The 26,818-nt window shown below is 61.4% G+C and carries 26 protein-coding genes and 1 pseudogene; 13 read left to right on the forward strand and 14 right to left on the reverse strand.

The features are described 5' to 3' along the window. The 3 genes from ABIB99_RS38585 to ABIB99_RS38595 form a co-directional block, all read left to right on the forward strand. Nucleotides 1–350 (forward strand): transposase (locus ABIB99_RS38585; RefSeq protein ID WP_354180945.1); only part of this gene is annotated, 350 nt, incomplete at its 5' end. A 701-nt stretch (nt 351–1,051) separates the two neighbouring features. Beyond that, nucleotides 1,052–2,836, forward strand: coding sequence for an amidohydrolase (locus ABIB99_RS38590; protein WP_354180947.1), 1,785 nt, complete (start codon nt 1,052–1,054; stop codon nt 2,834–2,836). A 205-nt stretch (nt 2,837–3,041) separates the two neighbouring features. Continuing rightward, entirely contained in the window at nt 3,042–4,799 is a 1,758-nt protein-coding gene (locus ABIB99_RS38595; protein ID WP_354180949.1) for a hypothetical protein, read from the forward strand. Nucleotides 4,800–4,975: 176 nt separating this feature from the next. Here the strand turns inward: ABIB99_RS38595 and ABIB99_RS38600 are convergent, their stop codons facing one another. Next, nucleotides 4,976–5,215 (reverse strand): hypothetical protein, encoded by a 240-nt coding sequence (locus ABIB99_RS38600; protein WP_354180951.1) that lies wholly within the window; start codon nt 5,213–5,215, stop codon nt 4,976–4,978. A 107-nt stretch (nt 5,216–5,322) separates the two neighbouring features. Between ABIB99_RS38600 and ABIB99_RS38605 the strand changes: the two are divergent. Continuing rightward, nucleotides 5,323–5,415, forward strand: a pseudogene (locus ABIB99_RS38605) (universal stress protein); the annotation flags it as partial. A 128-nt stretch (nt 5,416–5,543) separates the two neighbouring features. Next, nucleotides 5,544–5,759 (forward strand): universal stress protein, encoded by a 216-nt coding sequence (locus ABIB99_RS38610; RefSeq protein WP_354180953.1) that lies wholly within the window; start codon nt 5,544–5,546, stop codon nt 5,757–5,759. Between the two features lie 336 nt (nt 5,760–6,095). Here the strand turns inward: ABIB99_RS38610 and ABIB99_RS38615 are convergent, their stop codons facing one another. The 6 genes from ABIB99_RS38615 to ABIB99_RS38640 form a co-directional block, all read right to left on the reverse strand. Continuing rightward, nucleotides 6,096–7,043, reverse strand: coding sequence for an ABC transporter substrate-binding protein (locus ABIB99_RS38615; RefSeq protein WP_354180955.1), 948 nt, complete (start codon nt 7,041–7,043; stop codon nt 6,096–6,098). Between the two features lie 233 nt (nt 7,044–7,276). Beyond that, nucleotides 7,277–7,567, reverse strand: a complete 291-nt coding sequence (locus ABIB99_RS38620; protein WP_354180957.1) for an ABC transporter substrate binding protein — start codon at nt 7,565–7,567, stop codon at nt 7,277–7,279. 589 nt (nt 7,568–8,156) lie between these two features. Next, nucleotides 8,157–8,999 carry an enoyl-CoA hydratase-related protein gene (locus ABIB99_RS38625; RefSeq protein WP_354180959.1) on the reverse strand — a complete coding sequence of 281 codons (843 nt, stop codon included), beginning with the start codon at nt 8,997–8,999 and terminating at the stop codon, nt 8,157–8,159. A gap of 662 nt (nt 9,000–9,661) precedes the next feature. Next, nucleotides 9,662–10,777, reverse strand: a complete 1,116-nt coding sequence (locus ABIB99_RS38630) for a DUF2336 domain-containing protein (RefSeq protein WP_354180961.1) — start codon at nt 10,775–10,777, stop codon at nt 9,662–9,664. Nucleotides 10,778–11,165: 388 nt separating this feature from the next. Continuing rightward, on the reverse strand, nt 11,166–11,894 hold the full coding sequence (locus ABIB99_RS38635) for a sulfite exporter TauE/SafE family protein (protein ID WP_354180963.1): 729 nt from the start codon (nt 11,892–11,894) through the stop codon (nt 11,166–11,168). Between the two features lie 47 nt (nt 11,895–11,941). Continuing rightward, on the reverse strand, nt 11,942–12,130 hold the full coding sequence (locus tag ABIB99_RS38640) for a hypothetical protein (RefSeq protein WP_354180965.1): 189 nt from the start codon (nt 12,128–12,130) through the stop codon (nt 11,942–11,944). Nucleotides 12,131–12,594: 464 nt separating this feature from the next. Here ABIB99_RS38640 and ABIB99_RS38645 point away from each other — a divergent pair, with 464 nt between their 5' ends. The 3 genes from ABIB99_RS38645 to ABIB99_RS38655 all read left to right on the forward strand — a co-directional run bounded on the left by ABIB99_RS38645 (nt 12,595) and on the right by ABIB99_RS38655 (nt 17,149). Continuing rightward, nucleotides 12,595–15,699, forward strand: a complete 3,105-nt coding sequence (locus tag ABIB99_RS38645) for an ATP-binding protein (protein WP_354180967.1) — start codon at nt 12,595–12,597, stop codon at nt 15,697–15,699. A gap of 764 nt (nt 15,700–16,463) precedes the next feature. After that, the gene (locus ABIB99_RS38650; RefSeq protein ID WP_085403286.1) at nt 16,464–16,925 is read left to right on the forward strand and encodes a universal stress protein; all 462 of its coding nucleotides are present in this window, start codon (nt 16,464–16,466) and stop codon (nt 16,923–16,925) included. Nucleotides 16,926–17,020: 95 nt separating this feature from the next. Then, nucleotides 17,021–17,149: a hypothetical protein gene (locus ABIB99_RS38655; RefSeq protein ID WP_256376431.1), complete on the forward strand. Its 129-nt coding sequence runs from the start codon at nt 17,021–17,023 to the stop codon at nt 17,147–17,149. A 66-nt stretch (nt 17,150–17,215) separates the two neighbouring features. On the opposite strand, the gene ABIB99_RS38660 is transcribed toward ABIB99_RS38655, so the two are convergent. The 6 genes from ABIB99_RS38660 to ABIB99_RS38685 all read right to left on the reverse strand — a co-directional run bounded on the left by ABIB99_RS38660 (nt 17,216) and on the right by ABIB99_RS38685 (nt 20,881). Beyond that, the gene (locus tag ABIB99_RS38660; protein ID WP_354180970.1) at nt 17,216–17,782 is read right to left on the reverse strand and encodes a DUF1697 domain-containing protein; all 567 of its coding nucleotides are present in this window, start codon (nt 17,780–17,782) and stop codon (nt 17,216–17,218) included. Nucleotides 17,783–17,953: 171 nt separating this feature from the next. After that, nucleotides 17,954–18,226 carry a hypothetical protein gene (locus ABIB99_RS38665; protein WP_354180972.1) on the reverse strand — a complete coding sequence of 91 codons (273 nt, stop codon included), beginning with the start codon at nt 18,224–18,226 and terminating at the stop codon, nt 17,954–17,956. Nucleotides 18,227–18,470: 244 nt separating this feature from the next. Then, complete coding sequence (locus tag ABIB99_RS38670; protein ID WP_085403284.1) at nt 18,471–18,737, reverse strand: DUF3551 domain-containing protein; 267 nt, start codon at nt 18,735–18,737, stop codon at nt 18,471–18,473. A 252-nt stretch (nt 18,738–18,989) separates the two neighbouring features. After that, complete coding sequence (locus ABIB99_RS38675) at nt 18,990–19,499, reverse strand: DUF2867 domain-containing protein (RefSeq protein WP_063985328.1); 510 nt, start codon at nt 19,497–19,499, stop codon at nt 18,990–18,992. Nucleotides 19,500–19,661: 162 nt separating this feature from the next. Then, complete coding sequence (locus ABIB99_RS38680; RefSeq protein WP_354180975.1) at nt 19,662–20,552, reverse strand: sigma-70 family RNA polymerase sigma factor; 891 nt, start codon at nt 20,550–20,552, stop codon at nt 19,662–19,664. A 20-nt stretch (nt 20,553–20,572) separates the two neighbouring features. Further along, nucleotides 20,573–20,881, reverse strand: coding sequence for a hypothetical protein (locus ABIB99_RS38685; RefSeq protein WP_063986663.1), 309 nt, complete (start codon nt 20,879–20,881; stop codon nt 20,573–20,575). 263 nt (nt 20,882–21,144) lie between these two features. Between ABIB99_RS38685 and ABIB99_RS38690 the strand changes: the two genes are divergently transcribed. The 3 genes from ABIB99_RS38690 (at nt 21,145) to ABIB99_RS38700 (ending at nt 23,939) form a co-directional block, all read left to right on the forward strand. Continuing rightward, nucleotides 21,145–22,551: a DHA2 family efflux MFS transporter permease subunit gene (locus ABIB99_RS38690; RefSeq protein ID WP_354180977.1), complete on the forward strand. Its 1,407-nt coding sequence runs from the start codon at nt 21,145–21,147 to the stop codon at nt 22,549–22,551. Nucleotides 22,552–22,677: 126 nt separating this feature from the next. After that, complete coding sequence (locus ABIB99_RS38695) at nt 22,678–23,415, forward strand: SDR family oxidoreductase (protein WP_063985331.1); 738 nt, start codon at nt 22,678–22,680, stop codon at nt 23,413–23,415. Between the two features lie 26 nt (nt 23,416–23,441). Then, a complete protein-coding gene (locus ABIB99_RS38700; RefSeq protein ID WP_063986664.1) occupies nt 23,442–23,939 on the forward strand; it encodes a DoxX family protein in 498 nt (165 codons plus the stop codon). A 58-nt stretch (nt 23,940–23,997) separates the two neighbouring features. Here ABIB99_RS38700 and ABIB99_RS38705 read toward each other — a convergent pair whose 3' ends face one another. After that, entirely contained in the window at nt 23,998–24,666 is a 669-nt protein-coding gene (locus tag ABIB99_RS38705) for a TetR/AcrR family transcriptional regulator (RefSeq protein ID WP_063985332.1), read from the reverse strand. 213 nt (nt 24,667–24,879) lie between these two features. Here ABIB99_RS38705 and ABIB99_RS38710 point away from each other — a divergent pair, with 213 nt between their 5' ends. Then, complete coding sequence (locus ABIB99_RS38710) at nt 24,880–25,713, forward strand: sugar phosphate isomerase/epimerase family protein (RefSeq protein WP_063985333.1); 834 nt, start codon at nt 24,880–24,882, stop codon at nt 25,711–25,713. Nucleotides 25,714–25,732: 19 nt separating this feature from the next. After that, nucleotides 25,733–26,812 carry a Gfo/Idh/MocA family protein gene (locus ABIB99_RS38715; RefSeq protein WP_063986665.1) on the forward strand — a complete coding sequence of 360 codons (1,080 nt, stop codon included), beginning with the start codon at nt 25,733–25,735 and terminating at the stop codon, nt 26,810–26,812. Nucleotides 26,813–26,818 lie beyond the last annotated feature (6 nt).

Genomic DNA, 26,818 nt, shown 5'->3' on the forward strand with positions numbered 1-26,818 from the left:
CAGCGCAGTGGCGCAAGGTCGCCGACCAGCTTCGCCCCAAGCTGCCCAAGCTTGCCGGCTTCCTCGACGAGGCCGAGACCGATGTGCTCGCTTATATGACGTTCCCCCCGCAACACCGGACCAAGCTGCACTCGACCAATCCGATCGAGCGCCTCAACGGCGAGATCAAGCGCCGCACCGAGGTCGTCGGCATCTTCCCCAATGAAGACGCCATCGTCCGCCTCATCGGCGCGATCCTGCTCGAGCAAAACGATGAATGGGCCGTCCAGCGCGCCCGCTACATGACGCTGGAAACCATCGCGCCGTTGAGCGATGATCCCACCGTCAGCCTTCCGGCGATCGCCAGCTGACCTGCCCGGCTCTTGCCGGTGAACGCGGTGACCCACCGCCAGCTACACCACGCAACGGGACACGATCATCGAATGCCGCTAGCGCCGCTATTTGTTGATGTAAGTGACTGAAAAACACTTGCTGGCGCTCCCTAGGGGAATCGAATCCCTGTTTCAGCCTTGAGAGGGCTGAGCAGCAAGAGTGAGTTCGCAGCCGGCGTTTGTGGCTAGGATCAAGAGCCGAGCCCTTGGTTCAGGCGGAGTTCCGCCCATCCATCAAGGACTAGGTTGTTGGCTCGAGCTTTTGTCAGAATTCGCGGCCTAAACTTAGTTCACGAGTCGCGGCACGCTAGGCTGCTTTTGACGAGACTTCGACCTACGACATTTAGCGGGCAACGCGAACTCGGAACTCAATATCGAGCGCGCTTTCCCTATCGACTCTCGGGTTTTGGATTTTGGTGAAAATCGACTCATGATTGTTTGGTTTTTCGACTCGCGAATTTTTGGCAGGCCACGATAAATCAATGGGTTAAGCGACTCGCTTTTGATTGGTCCCGACACGCTTCGCGAGCTTCGGCTAGGCAAACCGGTGCCACAAATGGCAAGCGAAGCGGCGAAGGCTGCCGCGCCGAAGCCCGACGGGCGAAGGCGGGCTGCGAAATCAATGATTTGGGCCTTGACCGAATTTTCCGGTGGACCGGCTGATTTTGTTGGAGCCAGACATGATCAAGATCGCGACACTCCCCGTTGCGACGCGCGATGCCCGCGAGCGCATCCAGCGGCGGATGTGTGGCGCCGTTCCTGCCTCTCTCGTTCCTGCCTCTCTCATTCCTGCCTCTCTCATTCCGGGACTGAACATGCGCAAGCTTCTGGCGATTTTGGTGATCTCGTGCTGGGCCACTTCGGCTTACGCACAAAAGGCCGACCTCATTGTCACGAACGCAAAGATCGTGACGCTGGATCCCGCATCGACGATCGCGCGGGCGCTCGCCGTCCGCGACGGCAAGATCGTTGCAGTTGGCGGCAACGATGCCATGGAAGGCCTGATCGGGCCCGCGACGCGCCGCGTCGACGCCGGCGGACGCACCATCATTCCGGGATTGATCGATTCCCATATTCACGCCGTGCGCGCCGGCCTCACCTACGCCACCGAGGTCAACTGGATCGGCGCAAAGACCATTGGCGAAGCCATGGAACGCTTGCGCCAGGCGGCCAAAGCGCGCCCGGCGTCCTGGATCATCGTGGCCGGTGGCTGGAGCGAGTTGCAATTTGCGGAGAAGCGGCGGCCGACGCTCGCCGAGGTGATGTCGGCCGTGCCTGACAATCCGGCCTACATCCAGCTGTTCTATTCGGCGCTGCTGATGACGCCGAAGGCGCAGCAGGCCCTCGGGATCTCCGCGGATCAGTTGCCGGCCGGGATCACGGCCGAGCGCGCCACATCGGGCGAAACCACGGGCTGGTTCAACGGCTCCATCGTCAGTATCTCCGCGCTGTTCGATCGCCTGCCAAGGCCGAATTTCGAAGAGAATGTCGCCGGAACCCGGCAGTTCTTCACGGAGCTTAATCGTCTCGGAATTACCGGGATCGTGGATCCCGGCGGCTTCAGCATTTATCCCAGCCACTACGCCGCCTTGCAAAAGCTCTGGCGTGAAAAATCACTTTCGGTGCGTGTCGCCTACAGCCTGTTCGCCCAGAATGTCGGCGCCGAATTCGAGGAGTACAAGAACCTCACGCCGTTCCTGCCGATGGGATTCGGCGACGACATGCTGCGATTCAACGGAATCGGCGAGCGGATCACCGGCGCCATGTACAACAACATCGCGCCCGACGCGGCGGCGAAGGACAAGTTCCTCGAGATCATTCGCTGGGCGGCAAAACAAGGGCTGACGGTCACCATCCATTGGCAGGAAGACAAATCCGTCCATCAGCTCCTCGACCTCTATGAAGAGGTCAACAAGGAGACGCCGATCGCGCCGCTGCGCTGGTCCATCGCCCATCTCGACAACACCTCGCCCGAAACGCTGGCGCGGATGAAGGCCCTTGGTGTGGGCTGGACCATGCAGGACGCCATGTACCTCGGAGGCGACCGCATCGTGGCGCAGGCCGGCGAAGCTGCGCGCCAGATGCCGCCCATCGTCACGGCGTTGCGCACGGGCGTCCATATCGGGGCCGGCACGGATGCGCATCGGGTCGCATCCTACAATCCGTTCGTGGCGCTGCAATGGATGCTCGACGGCAAGACCGTCGGCGGACACTCGACGCGCGGCCCGGACGAAACACCCAGCCGCGAAGAGGCCTTGCGCCTCTACACCGTGGGAAGCGCCTGGTTCTGCTTCGACGAGACGCGGCGCGGCACGCTCGAAAACGGCAAGCTCGCCGACTTCGCGATTCTCGACCGGGATTTCATGTCCGTCCCCGTCGAGCAAATTGGCGCCACGGCGTCTCTGCTGACGGTCGTGGGCGGCAAGGCCGTTTACGCAGCGGATGTTTTCGCGAGCGCGAAATAGGAGCTGGAGGGCCGCCGGCCGCTCATAACGGTCTGGCTGCAGGTTCGAGTCCTGCCGGGCCCGCCAGCCTTGGCTCGCTTCGCGAGCAACATCATCAAATGCCGTCATTATCCTTCCAAGCAGTGCAACATCGGCTGAGACACCGCGTTTTTGCAAATCGTGCTAAATGTCTTTACCTGCTTTTCTGCGGACTAGGCTTCTCGAAATGAAGACAAGGGCTGACATTGCAGATCAACTGGCCGCCTTGGCCACCGCCGAACTTGAACGGCAGCGCCATGAGGTCGCTGCCCTGCCCAAGGACTCGCAAACGGTTCTCATAATCGAGGCTTGCCGTGTTGCAGACCTTCAGCACGTCGTTCAGCACATGTCGAATGACCCGCACCACTTCCTTTCCAACTTTGAATTCACTGTCATGGCACGCGGCTGGAATGCATTCTTGGCGCTGTTGCTGCCTTATGTCGGAAAGCTGAAGGGGATTCCCAACGTCGAAAGTACTCCCGAATTCCGGCAGTCGGTGCTCTCAATCATCATGGGCCTCGGGAGCGCGACACTCATGCGCGAAAACGCGGAGATGTACCGTCATGGCATGGCGGAATGCGTCATCGATGGCGATGTTATTACCTTCCGCATGAGTGACCGATGCAGCATCGATCACTTCCTCGATCGCATCGAGGCAGACAAGCTTCGGCGAGTCGAGGCGGCAATGCCAAACGAGAATATCTTCGAGGAATTCATCAAGCGAACCGCAGTTGAAAATCTGGACGACAGGATTCGATCGCTTGTTTACCCATGGCGCTTGAATGAAAAAGTCGCGATGACCGGCTACGACGCAGCACCCGATATAGATGAGCACTACTTTGCGCTTGTAGCTGAAACAACGCGCGATGGCATCGATGAAGCAGGCGTACACCGGGATACCGCCCTGGGATCAATCACAGGCAGAGAACTGCAGCTTGTTGTGTTCCTGCTTACAAGCTTTTACTTGAAACATATTCGCTTTGTGGGCGTAGCGAAGAGAGCGTACCCAGAAATAAACTATCCAATGAGCCTCACGATATGGCAACCAAAAGAGACGCTGATCGAGTCAATCACTGCATTCAACGGAATGGACAAAACGACCGTCGCAGCTGCAATCGACCTACTCACCGTCCGGTCCACTGATGCCGCCTATTTTTCGTCCGAAGCGACGGCCTACTTTCCCATGCTGATCGAGGTAGCGGACAATTATCTTCTCTCTCCCGTGAGCAGCATATTCCGAAATACTTTTCATGGAATCCGGATGCTGCATGAAATGAATAACGGGAAGGCAGCAATAAACCTTCGTGTGCATCGCGAACGTTGGATGATCTCCGAACTTCACAACCTTTTTCTCGGAAATCGTTACGTATGTATGCAAGGCACAACCAAGCTGCGTCGAAACGGAAAGGTCATCACTGACATCGATGCTGCAATTCTGGATATGGTCACCGGCGAGTTGGCGCTTTTTCAGTTAAAGTGGCAAGACTTCAGCTCCAACGATGTCGCAAGACAACGAAGCAAGGCGAAGAATTTCATCGAGAAGGTGGATGCTTGGGCTACAAGCGTTCAGGGCTGGCTCGCCGAATTCGGAACAGGCGCCCTTAAGCGATCGCTGCGTATTAAGAGTTCCACGGATGTCAAGCAGGTGCGGCTTTTCGCAATCGGGCGCTCCGCGGCGCGCTTCCAGAGTTACGGCTTTGCTTCGCAGGTCGAGGCTGTTGCATCAGCCACGTGGCGTCAATTCACGCGGCTACGGTACGAGGTCGGCCTCTCTGAAAATGTCTTCAACGATTTGCACGATGCCATTCAAGCCGACAGGACTACCCTCGTAAAATTGAAGCCTGTTCGCCAAGAAATGCCGATGGGCAGCCACACAATCGTATTTGAAAATCTGTGGAACGAATTCGAGGACGATGACGACGCGGTCTCGCAGGAGCCGATCTAACTAACCGGCGAACAGCTCGTTCGACGTAAATCCAGATCGATTAAGGTGACCGCGCACACTTTTCCTTTGGCCGATTTTTAAGTTCTTGGAAGCCTCAGAATGAGGTGCACCGCCGCTGTAATAAAACAGATGGCCAAGGACGAATGAGGCTGCTTCAGTTCACGGTTTCATTTACCCTACACAACCCGATCTTTTTCAACGCCAATACGGTTGCCGATCATTCCCCCGAGGATGCCAAGTACGACAGCTGCTGGTATGCCAAAAGCGCCGCCAAGGAGCGCCACGCCTATTCCTCCGAGGGATGATCCGGCCAAAACGCCCGCGACAACCCCATAGATGGACCAGCGTAGCTCCTTCGGCCGCGATTTCTGAATGCCACAAATAGCGGCTGCTGCGCGCACGATCTTATTCCTCACGACCTCTCCTCACGGGCGCCTATCTCTGACCGCGATCAAGGACCCGCGCCCCTTATCGGCCCATATTACCATGCATCACTTTGTTCGACGAGCAAAGGAGCCACCGCATGTACGCCAACATTCTCTTGAGCACGGACGGATCGGACGTCGCGCGAAAAGGCGTCGAACATGGCATCAACCTGGCGAAAGCCCTGAACGCCAGGCTGACGATCATCACCGTGACGGAAGCGCTGCCGGTCGATTATGGAGCGGACACGCCTCGGGATGGATTCCGACACAGGACGAGGTCGATAGTTTCGACGCGGCCAGCAAGGCTCGTGCGGGCAAGGTGCTCGATGAAGCGCGCGCCATGTCAGAGCAGATCGGCACGCCTGCAGAACTCCTGCATGTTCCCAATGCGCACCCGGCGACTGCGATCATTGAAACGGCAAAGTCCCGGGGATGCGACCTGATCGTCATGGCCTCGCACGGGCGAAGCGGCCTCAGGCGATGCCGAGTGCGTTCCAACGGCGCTCGCGGCGTCACGCCGGCCTCGGGATGCTGATCAACCAAGTGAAGAATGATCGCGGCGACCTCGAACATCTCGATACCGCAATCGACGGGCCGGAATCCGGCCATTCGGGTTTATCTTCAGATGCTCACCGCGACCGGTGCTGAAAGCTGTGGTGTTGAGCAACGCCAAGCATTGCCCCATAAGCCCTGTTGGGCCCAAACCAGGGAGCGGCGCCGCCGGGGAGTTCGAGGCCCATTCTGCCTGCTGGCGTCAACTCGCAGTCGTTCAATATATCCCTGTCGGGATATTGCGCCTGAAACGGAGCTGGATTTGAAGTCGCCCACGTCGGGCACTGGGCGTCCCTTGGTGGCTGCCCGGCAGCCGCGCTCATTCAACCACCTCGTCGGCGCGTAACAGGAATGATTCCGGTACTTTCAGACCGAGTGCCCTGGCGGTCTTCAGATTGATGACGAGGTCGAACTTGGTCGGCTGCTGGACTGGCAAGTCGGCGGGCTTCGCCCCGCGCAAAATCCTGTCGACAAAGGTCGCGGCAAGCCGCCATAGGTGGGTTGCGTCCACGCCGTAGGACATCAGCCCGCCCGCCTCGACGAACTCTCGGTATTCAAACATCGTTGGAATTCGCGCGGTCAGCGCTCGGGTCGCAATGGCGAAGGTGAGTGGGACGCCGACGGCATAGAGTGCGTCCGCACGGTCCCTGAGGGCCTCGAAAGCCGATGCAACGTCCTCCGCGCGCCGGATTTCCAATATCGTCGCCTCGAGGCCGAGCGCGGAGGCCGCCGCCTGCACCTCATCCATCCTGTTTTTGAAACCGGGGCTATTGGCATTGACCATAACGGACAAGCGGCGGAAACCCGGGACAACCTCGCGCAACAGCTCGAGGCGCTTGCCGGCAAGACTGATGGGGTTGAGCGCCAGGCCGGTCGCATTGCCGTCCGGTCGGGCCAAACTTGCGACGAGGTCGCTGCCAACAGGGTCGCCAGAAATCGAGACAATTGGGATGAGCGATGTCGCACGTTTTACCGCGAGGGTCGGAGATCCCCCCACCGTGACGATGACATTCACCTTGAGCCGGACGAACTCGGTCGCAATTTCGTTGGAGCGTTCGGTATGTCCCTCCGCAGAGCGATACTCGATCGCAACGGTCTGCCCCGCGATCCAACCGAGTTCGCGCAACCGATCCTCGAAATCTTGGGCCGACCAGGCCGGGCCCAAGAATCCGATGATGGGTAGCTTTTTCGTCTGCTCCGCCCGCGCCGGGCTCGGGCCCATAACCGCGGCAACGCCGACGAGCGTGATGAACTCGCGCCGCCTCATTGAGTTACTCGTTTGAAGCGCCCGACTGAGGCATACAACCTAGCATCTTTCAACCGGGAGCCGAGCGAGAAAAGGGCTGGCAGCCCGCCCTAACCGTGCGACGCAATGTCCGCAACGGGTCAAAAACGGCGCTTGGGAAGCCGGCCGGTCACTTCCGGTCCGCCCCGATAAGCGGACCACTTCGCAGTTCGCTTGCACTTCGCATTGGGGCCATCAGTAGAAGTAAGCCGTCCTCACTCGATCACTTCGTCAGTGCGGGCGAGGAGCCCTGGCGGTACAGCCACGTCGAGAGCCTTTGCCGTTTTGAGGTTGACTGCCAGCCACAGCTTGCTCGGAAATTCGATGGGGAGATCGCCCGGGTGTGCCCCCCTAAGGATCTTGTCCACGAAATAGCCGGCGCGACGATAGCACCAGCGCAAGTCAACGCCATAGCTCACAAGGCCGCCGTGGACAACGTGCTCGCGATATCCGAAGACGGTCGGCAGCCGCTTTTCAAGGGCGATGGCACCGATCTGCTCGCTCATGTTGAGCAGCTGGTTTGTCTGAAGGGGATTACGGTGACAGTGCACTCAATGCCTCGGGCCGCTTTCATGGGCTCGAAGGCTTATGGATTAAGTGCACTGTCACCGTAATAGCGTAATAGCCAGCGTTCCGCCTTTTCAAGGCGATCGAATTGTTGGGCAGCGAGCTTCCGATCACAGAGATTGCGTTGCGTCTCGGCTATTCATCAGCTTCATTCTTCGTATTCATGTTCCCGAACGGGGATTACGGTGACAGTGCTGGACTGTCCCCCGTAAGTGAGACACGCTAATTTCTGTGACAGGGGTGCAGTCCAGCACTGTCACCGTAATCGTGCCGAGTCGATCGCATGGGATCTGGGGCCAGAAGGGGTCCACGTCGCCTATGTCCTGATCGACGCGGTGATTGACCTCGAAAGAACGCGCGCTCGCCGTCCCGATGCACTCAACGACTTCTTTATCCAGCCCGCCGCCATCCCAATGAGGCGTGGCACGTCGCCCACCAGTCGAAGAGCGCCTGCCCTTCGGCGAGACTTGGTAGAACCAAATACGCTGGCGATACGCGAACGCGACACGACCGTCCGCGAGCTTGTTGTCACCGTCCCTCGTAAACGGGTGGACGCTTTTGTGCCTCGGCATCACGGCCTTCCTGGAAATCCCTGGTCGTGAGCAGCGCACGATATTGGTCGCCGAGCTTAGCGAGCGCCGTCTGAGAGTCTTCGAGCGCCATATGGGAGGAGGCCAGGGACGTCTTAATCCCGAGAGGGCCGCATGCGGCGATCTTGTTGGCGATCTCGACAGCCTTCGCGAGAGCCGCATCTCGGTTTGGGGCCACTTCCTGAACCGTTCCCATCCGGAGGGCTTCCTTCGCACCCCAATGATCGCCTGTTAGAATGAACCGCATGGCATTTCCCCATCCGGCTTCTCTGGGGAAACGAACCGTTGCACCGCCTCCGGGAAAACGGCCGTGCGTGTTCTCATCCTGACCGAACACCGTGTCTTCCGACGCTACGCGTATGTCCGCTACAAGGAAAAGCTCGTGCGCCATATTCCAGGTGTCGCCATGCACCGCGACAACCAGAGGCTTCGTGAGCGCTGGCCTGGTCCGCCCTAGAGGGTCGATGAAGCCGGGCCCATCCATCATCTTTTTTCCAGACTGAGCGAATGCCTTGTAGGCATCGACATCGACACCTCTGGAGAAGCGGTCGCCATAGCCGAACAGAACCGCCGCACGGAGCGAGGGGTCCCGATCATACTCGTAGTATGCTCTCGCCAAGCCTTCTGTCGCATCCGGATCCAGCCGGTTGTCGATGTAGGGCCGATTGATGCCAATCAGTACAATTTGGCCTCTGCGCTCGATGGTGATCTTCGTCTGCTGATCGTACGGGATGTCCGCCATAAGCCTGGACTGCGCGGCCTCGTCGGTTTGTGATGTCATCGACTTGTCTCCCGATTTCTGGGCCTGCAACGCAACCGTCCCGAAAAGAACGGCCACTACTCACCGCGATCGGTGCTGAAAGCTGTGGTGTTGAGCAACGCCAGGCATTGCCCCATAAGCCCTGTTGGCCCCATACCAGGGAGCCGCGCCGCCAGGGAGTTCGAGGCCCATTCTGCCTGCTGGCGTTAACTCGCAATCGTTCAATATATCCCTATTGGGATATTGCGCCTGAAACGAAGCTGGATTTTGAGTCGCCCACGTCGGGCACTGGGCACTTGCAGAGCTTATCGCGCCAATCGACATCATCGCTGCAATGATGGAAGTCCTGAATCCAATCATAATCGTACTCCGAACGGTTGTTGTTTTCGTGCGGAGCGTTCACGCTGGCTAGAATCGGCTGCTCTGTTGAAAGCGTTTCCTGCGACTTTTTTTGATAAGGATTAGCTAGGTATGCGCTTGAGAAAAGACACGCCGTGGAAAATCACAGCTGCGCGAACGGCAAATCGGTACGCTCACCGTTGCGTGAGCCGCACCCACATCCACGGATGTCTGACGTCGGGATTGCGGTGACAGCGCACTCAGTGAGTCCGGCCGTTTCACGGGTTCGAAGGCCCATGAAATAAGTGCACTGTCACCGTAATTGTGTCGCCGCAATTGCGATCCTAGATCATGCGCCGAGGCTGTTGAAGCGAGCCGCCGAAAACCTCCTCCTTTCGCGTTCGGTAGATGGTGACGACCTCCCGGCACGCTTTGACATTCAACCGGTGGAAATCGATCTTCAATTGATCCAGCTCGCCAACGGTTATCCGGTAGTTGGCCGCGCCCAGGAACAGCAGCGCCATCGTGGTGGGCCATGAGAAATCGAGAGACTTGGCCAGGATCAACACCGGCTCACGATCCTTCTCGATCAATGCCCGTTCCGCGACGTCTATTGGAAGCCCACAGAGCAACGACAGGGCAACGGTGGTCTCGTTGAACTTGAGAGAGTGAGCAAGTTCGAAGACCTTGTCTTCCGTCAATTCGCCTCTCTCGTGCAGTTTGGCCACCGTGCGTTTCGCCGTGAAGTAATCCTTCGACGCCGGGCCAAACCTGGCGTGAATGGCCCCGGTGACATCGACGACGACGCGATGGACCTGATGTTCGATATCCGGACGCTCCCTCTTCAGCTTTTGCCGCACCTCTTCGGAGGCCTTGGCGATCAACTGGTGGAAGAGATGTCGAGGAATATCCTTTCGAAGTCCTACCGATTCAGCGAGGATCGAATCCCCTTCCGACCGCCGCACCAGGTGCAGAAATCCGGATTTGGAGAGGTTCGCCCCGGCATTTGAAGCGACCGAGGTTACGACCTCGGGAGATCCGCGCACCACCAGGACATCGGTGACCGTTTCCGGGACCGTTTGCCGCTTGGAGATTGCAAGCAAATGTTGCTGGCTCTTGTTCTTGGCACACGCAATCAATGTCTCGGTGTCGAGGCGCTCCGACTGACTGAGAACCGGCCATGCGACATCGATGCAGTCGTCGCTTGCCATCTGCCGGGTCAACGCATAGGGCGCATTTGGGCTGCATGCGAGCTTTCCTGCGAGCTTCGCCCGCGCGCTCGTTTCAATCTCCTGCGCGAGACGACCGATGACCTCACCGAACGTCCAGATCTGCTCCTCGGAATAAGTGCCGGCGATCAGGATGTCTGCCGCATGCCAGAGCGCCCGCAGACAACTCTCGGGATTTCCTCTCGCAACTGCTTCGTCCAACTCGGCCAGGAATGACGTGATAGCAGCCATTGATGCGCTCGCAGTTTGAAAATAATCGAACGACAAAAGCGGATTTCAAAGGAATGGACGATGACACCACCCAGACCTGAACACGCGGTAAAATCATTCCGCCGCCTCGGAACGGGCATAAGGTCCGCCTAATCAGATCGATCGAATTTTAGGTATTGCCTGACCTGGAGGAAGCGGACGCCGTCAACAACCCGCCCAACGGAGCTGCACCCGCGAGATCGCGCGTTTTGACCAGCAGCAGCCTCTGGCAAGCGAAAGATGACCTCGGCTGGGACAGCAGCACGGCCCACCGAATGGTTCGGCTCGCGCTCAAGGGATTACGGCGGCAGTGCTACTGCGCGCCGTACTCGAATGGCTGCCATTGTAACTGGAGGCGCGACCGGCGTAACTACAATACCAGCAACAGTCCCGAAACCAGCAAGATGCCGAGGATAATTCGCCGGAACAGCGCGTCATTGACGCAGCGAAAGACGTAAATCCCGAGCGCCGTTCCTGCAACGAGCGCCGGGATGCCGACGGCGAAGTCAGCCAGGACCTTTGTCGACAGATCTCCTCGGATCAGCATGAGACCAAGTGCGAATATCTGCATGGCGGCGATGAAGGGTTGAACCATTCCGCGCTGTTCGGTTTTCGGCACGCCGTGAATGTCACACCATATGGTCGGTATTGCACCGGGCATTGCCGTCAACCCGCCGACAAAGCCTCCGCCGAAGCCGACTAATGCGTTACGTCCCGCATTCATCTGCAAGCGATGAGAAAGCGCCGGCCGGAACAACATGTAGGCCGCGTAGCAGGCGACGGCGAGACCAAAGCTCTCCCTGAAGATCCGGGCGTCTGCAGCTTGCAGCAACCACACGGCGATCGGAACGCCAAGCAATCCGCCGACGACCAGTCCCGAGCTCTGCTTCCAGCGGATGCTTTTTCTCAAGGCCCAAAGACCCGCGGCTTGCACGGTGATGCTGCAGGCCATCATCAGCGGGACCGCCTCCCGTGGTGGGAGAACGTGAAGGAGAATCGCGCCGGCCACCGCCGAAAAGGCAAAGCCCGCGAGGCCCGAGACGAAAGCGCCGCAAAACACAGCGATACTGAGCAGGCAAAACGACGCCATGTCGCCCATGAGCTAACCCTTCTTGTCTGTCAAATCCTGGAATAGCGACCTGGCGATCAGTCCTCGGACGACAGTCCGGGCGGCTCGGGCGGTGTCCCGGCATCGCTCCGGCGGGTCGACGTCAACATCGTGGCTGCAAGGATGTGAAAAATGACAACGCCGATGGCGATCGTTGCGAGCAGCGTATTCTCGCCCGGCGCCGAAATCCGAAGCTTGCGTTCGGACGGCTTTTCACTGACCGGCATTGTCTCGCCCTCCAACATCTGACCGAGAGGCAAACTGGGGCCACGCATTGTCGATCAGGTGGTGGTTCTGTCGAAGGGTGCGCTCTGCCTGCAGCCGTCGCGCATGGTGGAGCGCTTGAAGGAGGCGCCCAAACCAGCCTTCCTTTCGGGAAGACCCCGTGGAGGCGACAAACGAACTCGCTGAAATTGACGCATCGCCTCTGGGTGAAGCTCTGCCGTTAAACAATGGTACGGAGGATGCCACGAGCGACTGAAACATCTTGTGAAGCAACAACCCATAGAACACGCGGGTGAGACGCCGTGCCTTATCTTCCAAGCGCATGACACGAACACCTTGTGTGAGTGACCGGATACGGCTGGAAGTATCGAGCGGGACGCGGGGCCACGCTTTAAGGCGAGCTTAATTTGTTCTTATCGTTTCCTTGATTCTGAAGGGTGTGCTTGCTTTCGGGCCCGCGTACCGGTTGAATATCCGCCTTGCGCACACCTCCGAAGGCATTGTTTTGCTGTACCTATTTGACGAGTTTGTCCTCGACACCGACCGGCGGGAATTGCGCCGTGACGGACGTACGATCCCGTTGCAGCCCCAGGTTTTTGACATCCTCGAATATCTGATCCGCCACCGCACCCGGGTGGTGACCAAGGACGATCTGATCGGTGCAATTTGGGGCGGGCGCATCGTCTCGGAGTCAGCGCTCACCACCCGCATCAACGCAGCCCGTACCGGAATAGGCGATTCCGGCGAGGCGCAGCGGCTGATCAAGACTTTGCCGCGCAAAGGCGTCCGCTTTATTGGCACGGTGCGGGAAGCGGCCAGGGAGGTCGAGAACGCGGTCGTACCTTTGAAAACCGAAATCTCCACCCTGGTGGTCGGCCGGACCCCCTCCTTCGCGACGATCGACCAGATGACGCGGCACGTCCTGTCCGGCAAACGGCAGATGGCTTTTGTCACCGGAGAAGCCGGGATCGGCAAGACGGCCTTCATCGCCAAGGCGCTCGAGCAGCTGACGGAACAGGACTTCGATCAGCTCTATGGGCGCTGCACCGAACGGTTCGGAACAGACGAAGTCTTTCTTCCACTCATCGATGCGCTGGTGAGCCGTTATCGCGCAAACGGTCCGGAATTGATTTCGGCAGTCCGCGCCCACGCACCCACCTGGATCCTGCAATTGCCAGGCGTCATCGACGCATCGGAACGCGCGGCTTTCCAGGACGAAGTGTTCGGCGCGACGCGCGAGCGGATGCTGCGCGAATTTTGCGATCTTCTGGAAGCGCTGAGCATCGACCGCCCCTGGGTTCTTGTTCTCGAAGATCTGCACTGGAGCGACTTCGCGACACTCGACGTACTGTCTCGCTTCGCGCGCGGGAACGGCAAGGCGCGCGTGCTGGTCCTCTGCTCCTATCGTCCGGCCGACAGTTCCGTCGGCGGGCATCCCATCCCTCGCCTGCACCGGGATCTCGAGATTCACGGATATTGCAGCGAATTGCGCCTCGATCGGTTGTCGCGTCCGGAGGTCGAGCGTTACCTGGCATTGCGCTTCGGCGACCAGGAACTTGCCTCCAGCCTGTCAAAGCCGGTATTCGAGCGAACGCTGGGACATCCCCTGTTTGTTGCCACGCTGCTCAAACACTTGATCGACCAGGAGTCGATCATCGAAATGGACGACGGATGGCGCCTGTCCTCACAGGCGGCATTTGTGCAGGACCGCATTCCAGACAGCCTCGTGAACATGATCGGCCACGAGCTCGATCGCCTCACCGACAACGAGCGGCGTCTGCTCGACGTCGCCAGCGTTGCCGGCGAGGAATTCTCCGCGGCCCTCGTTGCGGCCGGCCTGTGCGACGATGCGATCGACGTTGAAAGGGATATCGAAGCGTCGATCCGGAAGGATCAGATCCTCGTTCGTTCGGGGGTTTCCGAGTGGCCCGATGGCACATATTCGGGCTGCTACGCCTTCCGTCACATTCTCTATCAGAACATCATCTACCAGAATCTGCCGCCCGGGCGCCGCGCACAAACGCACAAGTTCCTGGGCAAGAGGCTGGAGGAGGCCTATGCCGGCCGCACTCCTGAAATAGCGCCCGCGCTCGCACTTCACTTCGAGCAGGGTCGCGACTTTCCGAGCGCGTTGCGCTACCTCCGGGAAGCGGCAAAGAACTCGACGAAACGCCTCGGCCATGCGGAGGCCGCAAGCTATCTCACCCGCGCGCTTGGCATCCTCGATCGTTTCGATGCTGCCGACGAATTCTCAACCCGCGTCGCTCTTCTGCGGGAGCGAAGCTGGGCTCTTCGCTCGTGCGGCGACCTCGCCGGCTCCATCCGTGATCTGCGAGACATGATTGCCTGCGCGGAACAAGCGGGCGAGATCAAGCAACAGCTCAACGGCCTCACCGCGGTGAGCAGCCTCTGCTTGCGCGTGGATCGCCACGCCTGCCTCGAGGCCGCTGAAGATGTGCTGTCGCGAAGCCAGGCGCTGGCGGACGACACATTCAAGGCTCTGGTCCAGGGCAGCAGCGCGAGCGTCAACCTGTTCCTCAACGGCTGGCGCAAACAGGACGCTACGCTCTGCGACAGGGCGATCGAGCTGAGCGCGAATGCCACGAATTATGGCATCTTGATCAGGCGCAATGGAATATCCGGTATCGTCGATTGCTGGAGGTCGCGGTACCAGGAGTGCCGCCGCGCCGGCACGGAAGGCAAGCGGTTGGCGCGTCTGGCCGGCGACATCTACACTTTTGTTCTGTTCAACGTTCTTGAATCAATCGCGCTTATTCATCTGGGCGAATGGCGCGAATTGCGACTCGAAATCACGGCCGGCCTCGAACTGGCCGTCAGGAACGCGAACGGGCCCAGCAGCGCATTGTGCCGGCTGACGCTTGCGTGGTTGCACGTCGAAGCGATGGACTTTGATGGAGCCCGTGAGCTCTGCGAAAGCGTCGACGATAGTCTGCTGGTCGGAGATCAGTCGACGTACTTCCACAAGCGGGCCGTCCTTGCCAAGGCCTATGTCGGGCTGAACGACCCGTCGGGAGCTCGCAGGCAATTCGATGACATCGAGCGCCGCAGGCATGAAGAAGGAATCGACATCGAATTTACCGCCGCGACGCAGGTGTATCATTGTCTCGGCGAGTATTACTTGCAGGTTGACGACTTTACGCAGGCTGAGAGCTGTGCGCGCCAGCTCCACGACTATGTGGCCACGGCTCCGGATCTCAATCACCTGGCCCAGGCCCACGGACTGCTCGCGCGTACTGCGCTTGCCATGGGCAATTCAGCGGAGGCTCGGTTGCAGCTGTCCCGCGCGCTGGAGATCGTCGACAGCGCCGACTTCCCGATTGCTTCCTGGCGGGTGTACCGCACGGCCGCCGAGATCTTCGCGAAGTACGGCGACGTCGACAGGGCGGCGACGTATCGCATGCGATTCGTCGATACCGTCCGAAGGCTCGCGCAAAATTTCGAACCCGGGGATCGGCTGCACAAGAGCTTGCTCGCCATGTTGGCGACGCGAACAGCGCAACTGGAATCAATGACCTCTCTGCCTTCGCCGCCCGACAGTGCACGCCATTGACCTGATCCGCCTCGACACGCATGGCGGCCAGGTCTGCTATCTGCCGCTCAGTCGGCCGAAATGGCGCTAAACTGTGCGGCAAGTTGCGATGAAAATGGCTGGGCTACTTTGAGCTTCGCGCCGCGCGCCAATGCTTGCGAACGCCGGCGAGGTCGGATGCTCAGCATATCATCGGGTTATCCCCGTGATCGCAAACTCCACCCGGTTGATCCGAGGGCACTGGCGGAAACGCGTGGTAGGCTGGCGCAGCGATCGATCGCTCGCCCTCGAAGCGAGAGCTCGCCCCCACGCCCTGTTCGGTGTGCCGATCGCCGGTGCGGTGCTCACGCGCCTGGAGCGGCGTGCTGAAGATTGCGGTGACGACCAGTCCGGTCAACAGGGCCTTGGACAGGACTGATCCGACGAGATTTTTGAATGGTGTCATCGTGGTGGTTCCTTTCGTTTGGGGGATCCCCCGCGAGGCAAGAGATCCGATCCACCACCCTTAGACGTGCGTTGTCGCGCGCTTATTCCCAACTCACAAAGTAGTTTCCGAGGCGCGTACAATCTTCTCGGACACGAGACAGAGCTCTACGCCAGATTCGGTTGCCTGCATCGAACGTGAATAAAAGTTTAGTTAGCCGAGAACCGGACGCGTCCACGCGGTGCGAGGCGAGCCTTGTTGAGGCTGTGACGGCGAGACCGAAAACGCGCATGGACCCACGGCGCGTATAAGACCATATTACCCAGGCATCACTTTGTTCGAAGAGCAAAGGATTGGTCGAATGTACGCCAACATTCTCTTGAGCACGGACGGATCGGACGTCGCGCGAAAAGGCGTTGAGCATGGCATTGCCCTGGCGAAGGCGTTGAACGCCAGGCTGACGATCATCACGGTGACGGAAGCGCTGCCGGTCGACTATGGGAGCGGACACGCCTCGGGATGGATTCCGACGCAGGAGGAGGTTGACAGCTATGACGCAGCCTGCAAAGCCCGTGCAGGCAAAGTGCTCGATGAAGCGCGCGCCATGTCGGAGCAGATCGGCACGCCTGCGGAACTGCTGCACGTTCCGAATGCGCACCCGGCGACTGCGATCATTGAAACAGCAGAGTCGAGAGGCTGCGACTTGATCGTCATGGCCTCTCACGGGCGTCGCGGCCTCAGGAAGCTGTTTCTGGGCAGCCAGACATCCGAGGTCCTGGTGTACGGAAGCGTGCCGGTGCTGGTCGTGCCGAAACCGGCATAGTGCAGGGCTTACCCCACGCCACTCGGCTGTTCTGCTGGGCGAGCCCAACCGAAACAAGGCGCCAATCGACCGCTCTCACGCGGCAGGAGAATTTTATGGTCAGTGAAAAAGGCCCGAACATCAAGAAGAAGCAGAAATGCAAAAATTGCGAGGGCAAAGGCTTGCTCAAGAAGGGCGAGAAGGTGGTGAAGTGCCAGCGCTGCAAGGGCACGGGGGTGCGGTGATGTTGAGTTGATGACCGCTCTATTCCCGGGGGATTGCGATGACAGTGCTCTTCCCAGCAATCGATTTTATTTTTGATCAGCCTGGCTGGATCGGGCCGAAGTCACGGCGTCACCGATTCGCCTTAGCGTATTCGTGTTGCGCAACGTGCCGACGCCCTTCAGGCGCCCCGCGCCTAACGCCGAAAGCAAACGCGATCGCGCTGGATCGCCCGTAAAATGGATCCAGAGATCGCCGCCGGCGACGGCTATTCGTTCATCGCTGATATAGCGTGCCAGGGCGTTTTCGCCGCCTTTCGGGATTGGACTGCGCATCACGCGAACAGCGACCCTTTGCGGATCAGCGGTCGCTTCGGCACGAAACGGGTTTGCGCGTAGCAGGCGTCGCCACGCGTCAGCGTTGCGAACGATGATTGCGACATGCTTGCCGAACCGCACGTTGAAGGCGGCTTCGAGATTTTCTTCCAACTCGGAAATCGACGCCTTGTCGTTGTCAAACGTCAGATTTCCCGTCGCGCCGATGGTTCTGGGGTCGTGGAGGCCGAGGCCTTGCGCCATGGCACGCAGCTCGGCCATCGCCAATCGCCGGCCGAGCGGGAGAACCACACTGTAAAGCAGGGCCACATAGGTCGTCATCGTTGGATGGCTCTCGTTCTCGGTCGGCTATCCTGACCAGCGTTATCTTTCACAACGTCAAATATCTTTCGGGGTGCAGTCAAGCACTGTCACCGTAATAGCCCGCACCATGAAGCCACTGCTATTCCGGCCGGCAACATCAAGCTTCGTGCACGCATTCCGGGCGATCCATCACAGAAAGGTCGTGAGCTCATAAGCCAGCACGGCTCCGCCAAGACAGCGCCGCCATGGGTTCACCCCACGGAAAATCTCGTCGAGGGCCCAAATGATGAGGCCGCCTTTGAACACGGTGTCCAGGGCAATAGCGGCAGTGCCCGGCGGCTGCCAGACCCAGCGCAGGACACCGGCCACGATGACGACCCAGAGAACGAGGTTGGGGGCCTGGGCGATCGTGATGTCACCGGTTTCGCGATTCCGAAAGAACCATTGCAGGAACCTGGACATGATCGCGCTCACCTCTCCGATCGCGAAGATACTCGAATACTCCGGTCGCCGCGATTGCGGCCGTCCCGATGCCTGCGATCGAGGGCCGCATCAGGTCTTTCGCGATTTCGGGAGATGACGACGGCAGCGCTGGATGGCTCGCCATCGACGGGCCGCCCGTGCGTCCCGACGCATTGCGGCTGCTTCGGTGGAGCAGCCACATCGAACAAGGGCGCCGTCGCCGGCGCCCTTCATCGCTTGCCGCTCAATCCCGGCTGCGATGCAGCACGTGCCGTTGCTGCTGCGGCGCGTAGGCCCGCATCGGGTTGATACCGCAGCTCTCGTTGGTGCCGCTCGCGGTGGCACGGCACTGCTCATAGGTGGAAAACTCGCAATTGCCGGGGTAGCCCGATTGGCGGCCCTGCAGGCAATAATTGTCCTGCACCTCGGTTGCGGACGCCGCGGTAGAGGATGCCGCAACGGTCAGGGTGGAAACGGCCGCAAGGACGGCGATGGCAAGATGACGATGCATGAGGGAACTCCTGTGTAGCGCTCGCCGGATGCGAGAACTCTCGTGAGCTAACGTTTCGGATCTCGAATACTTCGCAGGCGGAGAGATTAAATCGCTGTTATGTGCCACAGGGGCGGCACGCCCGTGCTCCGCTCCACCACGCACTCCGCACCATCGATAACGCAGGGTGCGTGACGAAAATCCCTGATGGTGGCGGGCTTGTCGCCGACCCAGCACGTACCGAATTTGGTCCAGCCGGCTGGCCGCGCGACCTTACAGTTCAGCTGGCCAGCCCGATCGCTCGGCTCGACGCAAAGACGACTTTACGATCAGGCGATGGAAGGGTGCGATTCCCGCGATATAGGCTCGCCCTCCCAAATGATTGAAGGTCACGACCGTTGTGGCGACAAGTCGGCGGCACAAAGCGGACTCTTCAACCAAAACGGACAAACGGAAGTCGAGATGGCGATCGTCCTCGCCAAGAATAATCTCATGACGACGCCGATCGTAGACCCGAAAGAAATCGATCCTGTCGGTCGCAACGTCATCGCGCAAGTCAGACGATGTCTTAAGACCAAACCCCGCAACCAAAGTGTCCCTTAGAGCCACCAGCCAGCCAACCCACCGCGCCTGCCCCATAAGCATATGGGTGGCGAGGCGCTCGGCGTCGCCCGTCGCATGGCTCGGCAGATCGATCGCGAATGCGTCAGCGAAGCCCGCCTTGGCGTAGAGCGGCTTGAGCACTGAACGTTGCGGCAAATCCACTCGAGCAACGCGCGCCATAGATGTTCTGCCCAGACTGAATGGAAGCGAAGAGGTGGTGGAGACCAATAGCACCCGCGGGACTCTCCAACAAGCGGCGAGGCCACCGGGCAGGTCGGTGCCCCCTTCCCGATCAGCGGTCATTGAAACTCAAGCGCAGACCACGCTGTCGACCACACCCACTCACCCTCCATCCACCACGCACTCCGCACCATCGATAACGTAGGCTGCGTGACGAAAATCCCTGATGGTGGCGAGCTTGTCGGCGGACCAGTTCAAAAGCATGAAATATTTCGGCCGCCCGCTCGGCTCGTTCGGATCGAACACCAGGATCGCGGGACGTCCGTCGACCTGCCCCGTCACCAGGTGCCAGTCGCTGATCTTCGAATAATTGCCGAAATAGCGCGACACCTCGGCCTTGCCGTTCAGCCTGGTGCGGTTGACAAGCTCGAGCCTGACGTCATCGGCGATCATGGCGCGGATCGCGTCGAAGTCGCGGGCATTGAAATAGCCGACATAGGCGTTGAGCCGCGTGCGGTCGGCCTCCGACAGGCCCGGCTGCGGCGCGTCGTCCGGCTCCTCGGCCAACTCGCGCAGCTGCGTGCGCCCACGATGCAGCGCGGCCTTCACCGCCGGCAGGCTGAAAGCCATGATGTCGCAGACCTCGGCAAGCGAGCAGCCGAGCACGTCCATCAGGATCACGCTGGACCGCTGCGCCACCGGCAGTCGCATGAAGGTGCGCAGGCTGGTCGCAGCGATCTGGCGGCTTTCCACATCATCGAGCTGGTCGGCAATCATCTCCACCTCCTCAGCCGAATGCAGCGCCTCCTGCCGGTTGCGGCGACGCAGGAAATCCAGCGCGGTGTTGTGCGCAATGCGAAACAGCCAGCCCTCCGTATTAACGGCGGGCGTGACCGATTGCAGCGCTCCCATCGCCTTGATCAGCGCATCCTGCAGCACATCCTCACCGTCGATGACCGAGCCGACCATGCGCGCGCAGTAGCGATGCAGCTTCGGCCGCAACCGCGCCAGCAGCGCCTCGATATCGATGGTGGCCAGTGGCTCTGACGCCATTGCTCCTCCGCGTCGCCTGGTCAGGACTCGTCCAGCATACGGTAGTTGCCGACGATCCTCACATCACGAACCAGCGGCGGCTCGGCGCAGCGGTCGCGGATGCCGTCCTGGAACGCCTGAAACGCCCTGAGTTTCGGGATCGGGCTCGAGCCGTCCTCGGCCGCGGCCTCGACCAGATGGATGAAGGTGTCGTCCTCCAGCCGCAGCGTCAGATAGCGCACGCCGTCCGGCCCGGCCGCCTTCAATTCGGCAAATACGGCCGAAACCAGCTCGGCGTTCCTGTCGGCCAGCTCGGGCTTGGCCTTGTACCTGATCAACGTCCTTTTCATCGCGCTCTCCTTGCTCATCTCGCGACCTGGCTCGCCCATCGCGCGCCATCTTTCCATTTCGGCATGACCTTCCCGGAAAACCGGTGCCCCGCTTTCCGGATCAAGCTCGCGTCAATGGCCGCGTCATCCCCAAGGACGTTTGGCGGCCGGCGAAGGATGCGGCCGGGAAAAAATTATTTCCGGGCGCATCCTTTGCCCCTCCGACCTCGTCTAGCCGGCAGAACGCGCCGCGACAGGGTGGCGCAACACACGGAGAGAGGGCGATGCAGACCCCGACCAATCGCGCCGAGAAGAACTGGGTGCTTGGCGTCACCGCGCTGGCATCCTTCATGATGGCGCTGGACGCCATGATCATTACGACGGCATTCGCGACCATCCGCGCCGAATTCGGCAGCCCGGTCGAGACGCTGCAATGGACCGTCAACGCCTTCAACCTGACCTTCGCCGTGCTGCTCCTGACCGGCGCCGCGCTCGGCGACCGCTTCGGTCGCCGCCGCATGTTCGCGGCCGGGATCGCCCTGTTCGTCGTTGTGTCGGCGGCCTGTGCGCTCGCCGGCAATGCGACCGCGCTGATCGCCGCCCGCGCGCTGCAGGGCGCCGGCGCCGCACTGGTGATGCCGCTGGCGATGGCGATCCTCAGCGGCACGTTCGGCCGCGAGGAGCGCGCCCGCGCGCTCGGCATTTTCGCCAGCATCACCGGCTGCGCGCTGATCATCGGCCCGGCCATTGGCGGCTTCATCACCGAACATTTCGGCTGGCGCTGGGTCTTCTGGATCAACTTGCCGATCGGCCTGATCGTGATCACCCTGGTGCTGGCACGCTTGCGCGAAAGCTTCGGACCGGCTGCCGCATTGGACATCTCCGGACTGTCGCTCGTCGCCCTCGCGGCGCTGGCGCTGGTCTGGAGCCTGTTGCGCGGCAACGCAGTGGGATGGGCGAGCGCTGAGGTCATGGGCACGCTGATGTCAGGCCTGGTGTTCACCGCCGGCTTCGTGCTCTGGGAATTGCGCGCGGCCGCGCCAATGGTGCCGATGCAGCTGTTTGCATCGCGCGCCCTCGCCTCCGGCATGTCCGCAAGCGTCCTGTTCTACGCCGCGATGTATGGCGTCTTGTTCTTGCTGCCGCAGTTCCTGCAGACCGCGCTGGGCTTCGACGCCTTCGGCGCCGGACTTCGCCTGCTGCCCTGGACCGCGACGCTGTTCGTCACCGCCCCGATCGCCGGCGCCGTCGTCAACAGGTTCGGCGAGCGGCCGCTGGTGGTGACGGGATTGCTGATGCAGGCGATCGGCCTCGGCTGGATCGCGGCGATCGTGAGCCCCGCGGTTTCCTACTCCGCCCTCGTCGCGCCGCTGGTGCTGGCCGGCGTCGGCGTCTCGATGGCGATGCCAGCAGCTCAGAACGCGATCCTGAGTTCGGTCGCGGTGGCCGAAATGGGCAAGGCGTCCGGCGTCTTCAACATGGGCCGCTTCCTCGGCGGCATGTTCGGCATCGCTGCGCTGGTGGCGAACTTCTCGGCCAACGGCGGAGTCGATTCGGCCGCGCATTTCGAGCGCGGATTTGCCGCGGCGATGCGCCTCGCCGCAATGCTGTCGCTGGCCGGCGCGATTGCGGGGCTTTTCCTGCCGGCACGGCGACGGACCGCCGGCGCAACCGCGCCACAGGATGCGTGACGCTGACAGCGGCGGATACCGCACCATTCACTGTTCGTCCCACCCGAACAGTGAAGCCAATTCCAGCGGGATTATCCAGCCAACCTCCCCGCCTATTATCTCCCCATCAAACAGGGAGACCCCACCATGACCACCCAGCACCCACGCACAGCCATCGTCACCGGCAGCTCGAAGGGCATTGGCGCGGCGGTCGCCGAGCGGCTGGCGCGGGACGGCCTCGCCGTCGTCGTCAACTATGCGAGCGGCGCTGCGCCGGCCGAGGCGCTGGTGGCGAAGATCAAGGCCGCCGGCGGAGCGGCGATTGCGGTCAAGGCCGACATCAGCAAGTTGGCCGACGTCCGCGCGCTGTTCGACGCGGCCGAGACGGCGTTCGGCGGCATCGACGTGCTCGTCAACAATGCCGGGATCATGAAGGTCGCCCCATTGGCCCAGACCACCGACGAGGTGTGGGACCAGACCATCGCGATCAACCTCACCGGCACCTTCTATGCGCTGCGTGAAGCGGCGAAGCGGCTGCGCGAGGGCGGCCGGATCGTCAATTTCTCGACCAGCGTGGTCGGGCTTTATCAGCCGACCTATGCGGCTTACGCCGCGACCAAGGCCGGCATCGAGGCGATCACCCACATCCTCTCGAAGGAGCTGGGCGTGAGGCGGATCACGGTCAACGCGATCGCGCCGGGCCCAGTCAACACCGAGCTGTTCCACAACGCCAACCAGCACGACATCTCGCCGATCATCGACCGGACGCCGCTCCATCGACTCGGCGAACCCGACGACATCGCGCGCGCGATCTCGTTCCTGGTCGGGCCCGACGGCGGCTGGATCAACGGCCAGATCCTGCGCGCCAATGGCGGCATCATCTGAAGCCGCATCGTCTGGAGATCATGACCATGAGCGATGCGATCACGGGCGGGGCCCCACGGCACAGCCCCGCGTCCCTGCTGTTGCCTGGCTTGCGAAATTTCTACGAGATCGCCAATCCCGTTTCCTATGCGTTTCTGCGCGTTGCCTTCGGATTGATCCTGTTCACGCACGGCTTGCCGAAATTGCTCGGCGAGTCCCACGGCGCCATGGCCAATCCGTTCGCGAGCTCCATCAATTTCATCACCAATTCATTGCATTTTCCGGCCCCGGTGGCGTTCGGCTATTTCGTGATGCTGCTGGAAACCATCGGGGCCATCATGCTCGCCGCAGGGCTGTTCACCCGCCTCGTCGCGCCGATGGTCGCCGTGCAGATGGCGATGATCTGCCTGATCCATTATCCCAAATGGGCCTGGATCGATCGCGGCATGGAGTACCCGTTCCTGATGGGCCTCGTTGCCCTGCACATGTCGTTTCGGGGCGGCGGGCGATTTTCGGCGGACGGCTTGATTGGACGGGAGCTTTGAAGGCGCGCCGGGCGGCCCTGCCCGCTCCGGCCGCGCGAGGTCTTCACACCGCCGCCGTTCAATCCCCCCGCACACAACGCCACAGCAGATCGGCGATCTCGGCGCGGCGCTGCGCCCTCGCCTTTGACGAGGACATGTCGAAGGCGAATTGCGCCTCGAACGTGTGACGGTTGGCGACCGCGAAGAAGCTCAGCGCATTCAGCGTCATATGCAGTTCGACCGGATCGATGCCGGGCCGGATCGCGCCGCAGGCCGCGCCGCGCTCCAGCACCTTGGCAATCTGGCTGATGCTCGGCTGCGTCATCTCCTTGAGCCTGCGGCTGATGGCCATGTGCCGTCCGCGATGGATGTTCTCGATGCTGACGAGGCGGACGAATTGCGGATGGGCCTGGTGGAAATCGAAGGTGAATTCGGCAAGCCGGCGGATCGCGGCCTCCGGCTCCAGCGCCTCGAGATGAAGATCCTCCTCGGCGGCGCGCATCTCCGCATAGGCCATCTCCAGCACCGCGGTGAACAGCTCTTCCTTGGAGTTGAAGTAGTAAAAGATCAGCCGCTTGGTGATGTTGGCGCGGGCGGCGATGGCGTCGGTGTTGCCGCCGGACAAGCCGTTCTCGGCGAACTCCTCGAAGGCGATGTCGAGGATCTCCTGCCGCGTCCGCTCGCGGTCGCGCCGCTTGATCGGCACCGGCTTCGCCGCCCGCAGGGGCTGCTTCGTCACACCTGGCATCTGGCCCTTCGGTCCTTCACGGCGGCCGGTCGCGGCATCGCCCTCCCTCCATAGCGCAATCGCGGGCCCTTGACATCAATTATCCCATTGGGTAATTAGTAATTAACCTATAGATTAATTAAGAGGGAGGAGACACATGCGCCTGATCGGCCACCGCCGCGCCAGCTCCCGACCACTGCGACTGCCGGGATTGCCTGTGCAGGCGAGCAGGCCATGATCGCGCTCGGCCTCGCCCATCTCACAGCGTTGGAGCTTGCGCCCACGGCGCTGGTTGCCGAGGCGGCGCGAGCCGGGTTTGCAGCCGTCGCGCTACGCTTCATCCCGGCAACCAGCGACGGGCCGGCCTATCCGACGCAGGTCGGCACCGAGGCCCACCGAGCGCTGAAGCGCGTGCTTGACGGCGAGGGCGTGCGGGTCAGCGACATCGAGCTGGTCCAGCTCAAGCCCGCCATCGACATCTCCTCGCTCGCAGGCTGTCTCGAAGCCGGCGCCGATCTCGGCGCCACCGCGATCATCGCTTCGGGCGACGATCCGGATCGGTCCCGGCTCACCGCGCGTTTCGCCGAGCTCTGCCAACTCGCCGCGTCGTTCGGACTGCGCGTCGACCTCGAATTCATGCGCTGGCGCGCGATCGGCAATTTGGCGCAGGCCGCGGCGGTCATCCGCGACGCAGGCCAGACCAACGGCTCCATCCTGGTCGACGCGTTGCACCTGGCGCGCTCCGGCGGCCGGGCCGGCGACCTGATCCCGCTTCCCGATCATTGGCTTCGCGCCGCGCAACTCTGTGATGCCGTCGCCGAAGCGCCAGCAACGGACGCGGCCATCATTGCCGAGGCGCGCGCGGGACGGCTGCCGCCCGGCGACGGCGCTCTGCCCCTCGGCGCACTGCTGGAGGCCCTGCCCGCTGACACCGCCCTCAGCGTCGAGATGCCGTTGCCGGCGCTCGACGCGAGAGAGCGGATCGCCACGGCGTTCAACGCGACCAGGAACTTGCTCGAAGGCCAGGCCCGCGGCGCCAGACGCCGCGACTGCCACGGCTGGGCCTAAACCCAACGGAATGCACGAGATGACAAAAATCAGGATTGGCGTGATCGGCGCAGGATTGATCGGGCGCAAGCATCTGCGCAAGCTGGCCGAGCACGGCGACTACGAGCTCGCCGGCATCGCCGACGTCAACGCCGAGCAGGTCGCGGCCGAGCAGCCCGGCGCACGCGTCTTCGCGGATTACCGGAGGCTGCTCGACGAGGCGCGGCCCGAGGCCGTGATCATCGCATCGCCCAATCAGCTCCACGCCGAGAACGGCATCGCATGCGCGCGGGCCGGCATCCATATCCTGATCGAAAAGCCGGTCACCGATACGCTCGAGACCGCCGCCGGCCTGATCGCGGAGGTCCGCAAGGCGGGCATCCGGTCGCTGGTCGGGCATCACCGCCGCCATCATAGGCAGGTGAAGGCGCTCAAGGCGCTGCTTGGCGAGGGCCGCATCGGCGATGTCGTCGGCGTTTCGGCGATCTGGGCCACGCACAAGCCGGCCGACTATTTCAAGGCGGCGCCCTGGCGGTCGCAGGCCGGTGGCGGGCCGATCCTGATCAATCTGATCCACGAGATCGACTTCCTGCGCTTTGCGGTCGGCGAGATCGTCGCCGTGGAGGCCATCGCCGCGAACCGGCAGCGCGGCTTCGCGGTCGAGGATACCGCCGCCGCGCTGCTCGAGTTCGAGAACGGCGCGCTCGGCACGTTCTTCCTCAGCGACTGCGCGGTGACGCCCTGGACGATGGAACAGGGTCTCGGCGAGGCGCCGGAGTTTCCGTTCAGCGGCCAGAGCAGCTACCGCCTGATGGGCCGCCGCGGCGCGATCGAATTTCCAAGTCTCGATCAATGGACGCAGGAAGGCGGCGCGCAGGACTGGAACAGGCCGATCCAGGCGCAGGCCAATCATGCGGCGTCGATCGATCCTTACGTCGCCCAGCTCGATCATTTCCGCGACGTGGTCCGGGGTGTGACGCCGTCGCTGCAACCGGTCGAGGACGGCGCGCGAAGCCTGCTGGTGACGCTCGCGATCGCAGAGGCCGCGACGGCGCGACGGCGCATCGACCTGCGCGAGCGCTACGCGGCGCTCGGGCAAGGTGAGCAGGCAACGACCTAGAGCACG

The sequence above is a fragment of the Bradyrhizobium sp. LA6.1 genome (assembly GCF_040547805.1).
Lineage (GTDB): Bacteria > Pseudomonadota > Alphaproteobacteria > Rhizobiales > Xanthobacteraceae > Bradyrhizobium > Bradyrhizobium barranii.

What these genes read in the sequence shown, in the direction of transcription:
- ABIB99_RS38590 (WP_354180947.1), top strand. Translation starts at nt 1,052, where the DNA reads ATGATCAAGATCGCGACACTCCCCGTTGCGACGCGCGATGCCCGCGAG.
- ABIB99_RS38595 (WP_354180949.1), top strand. Translation starts at nt 3,042, where the DNA reads ATGAAGACAAGGGCTGACATTGCAGATCAACTGGCCGCCTTGGCCACC.
- ABIB99_RS38615 (WP_354180955.1), bottom strand. Translation starts at nt 7,043, where the DNA reads ATGAGGCGGCGCGAGTTCATCACGCTCGTCGGCGTTGCCGCGGTTATG.
- ABIB99_RS38620 (WP_354180957.1), bottom strand. Translation starts at nt 7,567, where the DNA reads ATGAGCGAGCAGATCGGTGCCATCGCCCTTGAAAAGCGGCTGCCGACC.
- ABIB99_RS38625 (WP_354180959.1), bottom strand. Translation starts at nt 8,999, where the DNA reads ATGACATCACAAACCGACGAGGCCGCGCAGTCCAGGCTTATGGCGGAC.
- ABIB99_RS38630 (WP_354180961.1), bottom strand. Translation starts at nt 10,777, where the DNA reads ATGGCTGCTATCACGTCATTCCTGGCCGAGTTGGACGAAGCAGTTGCG.
- ABIB99_RS38635 (WP_354180963.1), bottom strand. Translation starts at nt 11,894, where the DNA reads ATGGGCGACATGGCGTCGTTTTGCCTGCTCAGTATCGCTGTGTTTTGC.
- ABIB99_RS38640 (WP_354180965.1), bottom strand. Translation starts at nt 12,130, where the DNA reads ATGCCGGTCAGTGAAAAGCCGTCCGAACGCAAGCTTCGGATTTCGGCG.
- ABIB99_RS38650 (WP_085403286.1), top strand. Translation starts at nt 16,464, where the DNA reads ATGTACGCCAACATTCTCTTGAGCACGGACGGATCGGACGTCGCGCGA.
- ABIB99_RS38655 (WP_256376431.1), top strand. Translation starts at nt 17,021, where the DNA reads ATGGTCAGTGAAAAAGGCCCGAACATCAAGAAGAAGCAGAAATGCAAA.
- ABIB99_RS38660 (WP_354180970.1), bottom strand. Translation starts at nt 17,782, where the DNA reads ATGACGACCTATGTGGCCCTGCTTTACAGTGTGGTTCTCCCGCTCGGC.
- ABIB99_RS38665 (WP_354180972.1), bottom strand. Translation starts at nt 18,226, where the DNA reads ATGTCCAGGTTCCTGCAATGGTTCTTTCGGAATCGCGAAACCGGTGAC.
- ABIB99_RS38670 (WP_085403284.1), bottom strand. Translation starts at nt 18,737, where the DNA reads ATGCATCGTCATCTTGCCATCGCCGTCCTTGCGGCCGTTTCCACCCTG.
- ABIB99_RS38675 (WP_063985328.1), bottom strand. Translation starts at nt 19,499, where the DNA reads ATGGCGCGCGTTGCTCGAGTGGATTTGCCGCAACGTTCAGTGCTCAAG.
- ABIB99_RS38680 (WP_354180975.1), bottom strand. Translation starts at nt 20,552, where the DNA reads ATGGCGTCAGAGCCACTGGCCACCATCGATATCGAGGCGCTGCTGGCG.
- ABIB99_RS38685 (WP_063986663.1), bottom strand. Translation starts at nt 20,881, where the DNA reads ATGAAAAGGACGTTGATCAGGTACAAGGCCAAGCCCGAGCTGGCCGAC.
- ABIB99_RS38690 (WP_354180977.1), top strand. Translation starts at nt 21,145, where the DNA reads ATGCAGACCCCGACCAATCGCGCCGAGAAGAACTGGGTGCTTGGCGTC.
- ABIB99_RS38695 (WP_063985331.1), top strand. Translation starts at nt 22,678, where the DNA reads ATGACCACCCAGCACCCACGCACAGCCATCGTCACCGGCAGCTCGAAG.
- ABIB99_RS38700 (WP_063986664.1), top strand. Translation starts at nt 23,442, where the DNA reads ATGAGCGATGCGATCACGGGCGGGGCCCCACGGCACAGCCCCGCGTCC.
- ABIB99_RS38705 (WP_063985332.1), bottom strand. Translation starts at nt 24,666, where the DNA reads ATGCCAGGTGTGACGAAGCAGCCCCTGCGGGCGGCGAAGCCGGTGCCG.
- ABIB99_RS38710 (WP_063985333.1), top strand. Translation starts at nt 24,880, where the DNA reads ATGATCGCGCTCGGCCTCGCCCATCTCACAGCGTTGGAGCTTGCGCCC.
- ABIB99_RS38715 (WP_063986665.1), top strand. Translation starts at nt 25,733, where the DNA reads ATGACAAAAATCAGGATTGGCGTGATCGGCGCAGGATTGATCGGGCGC.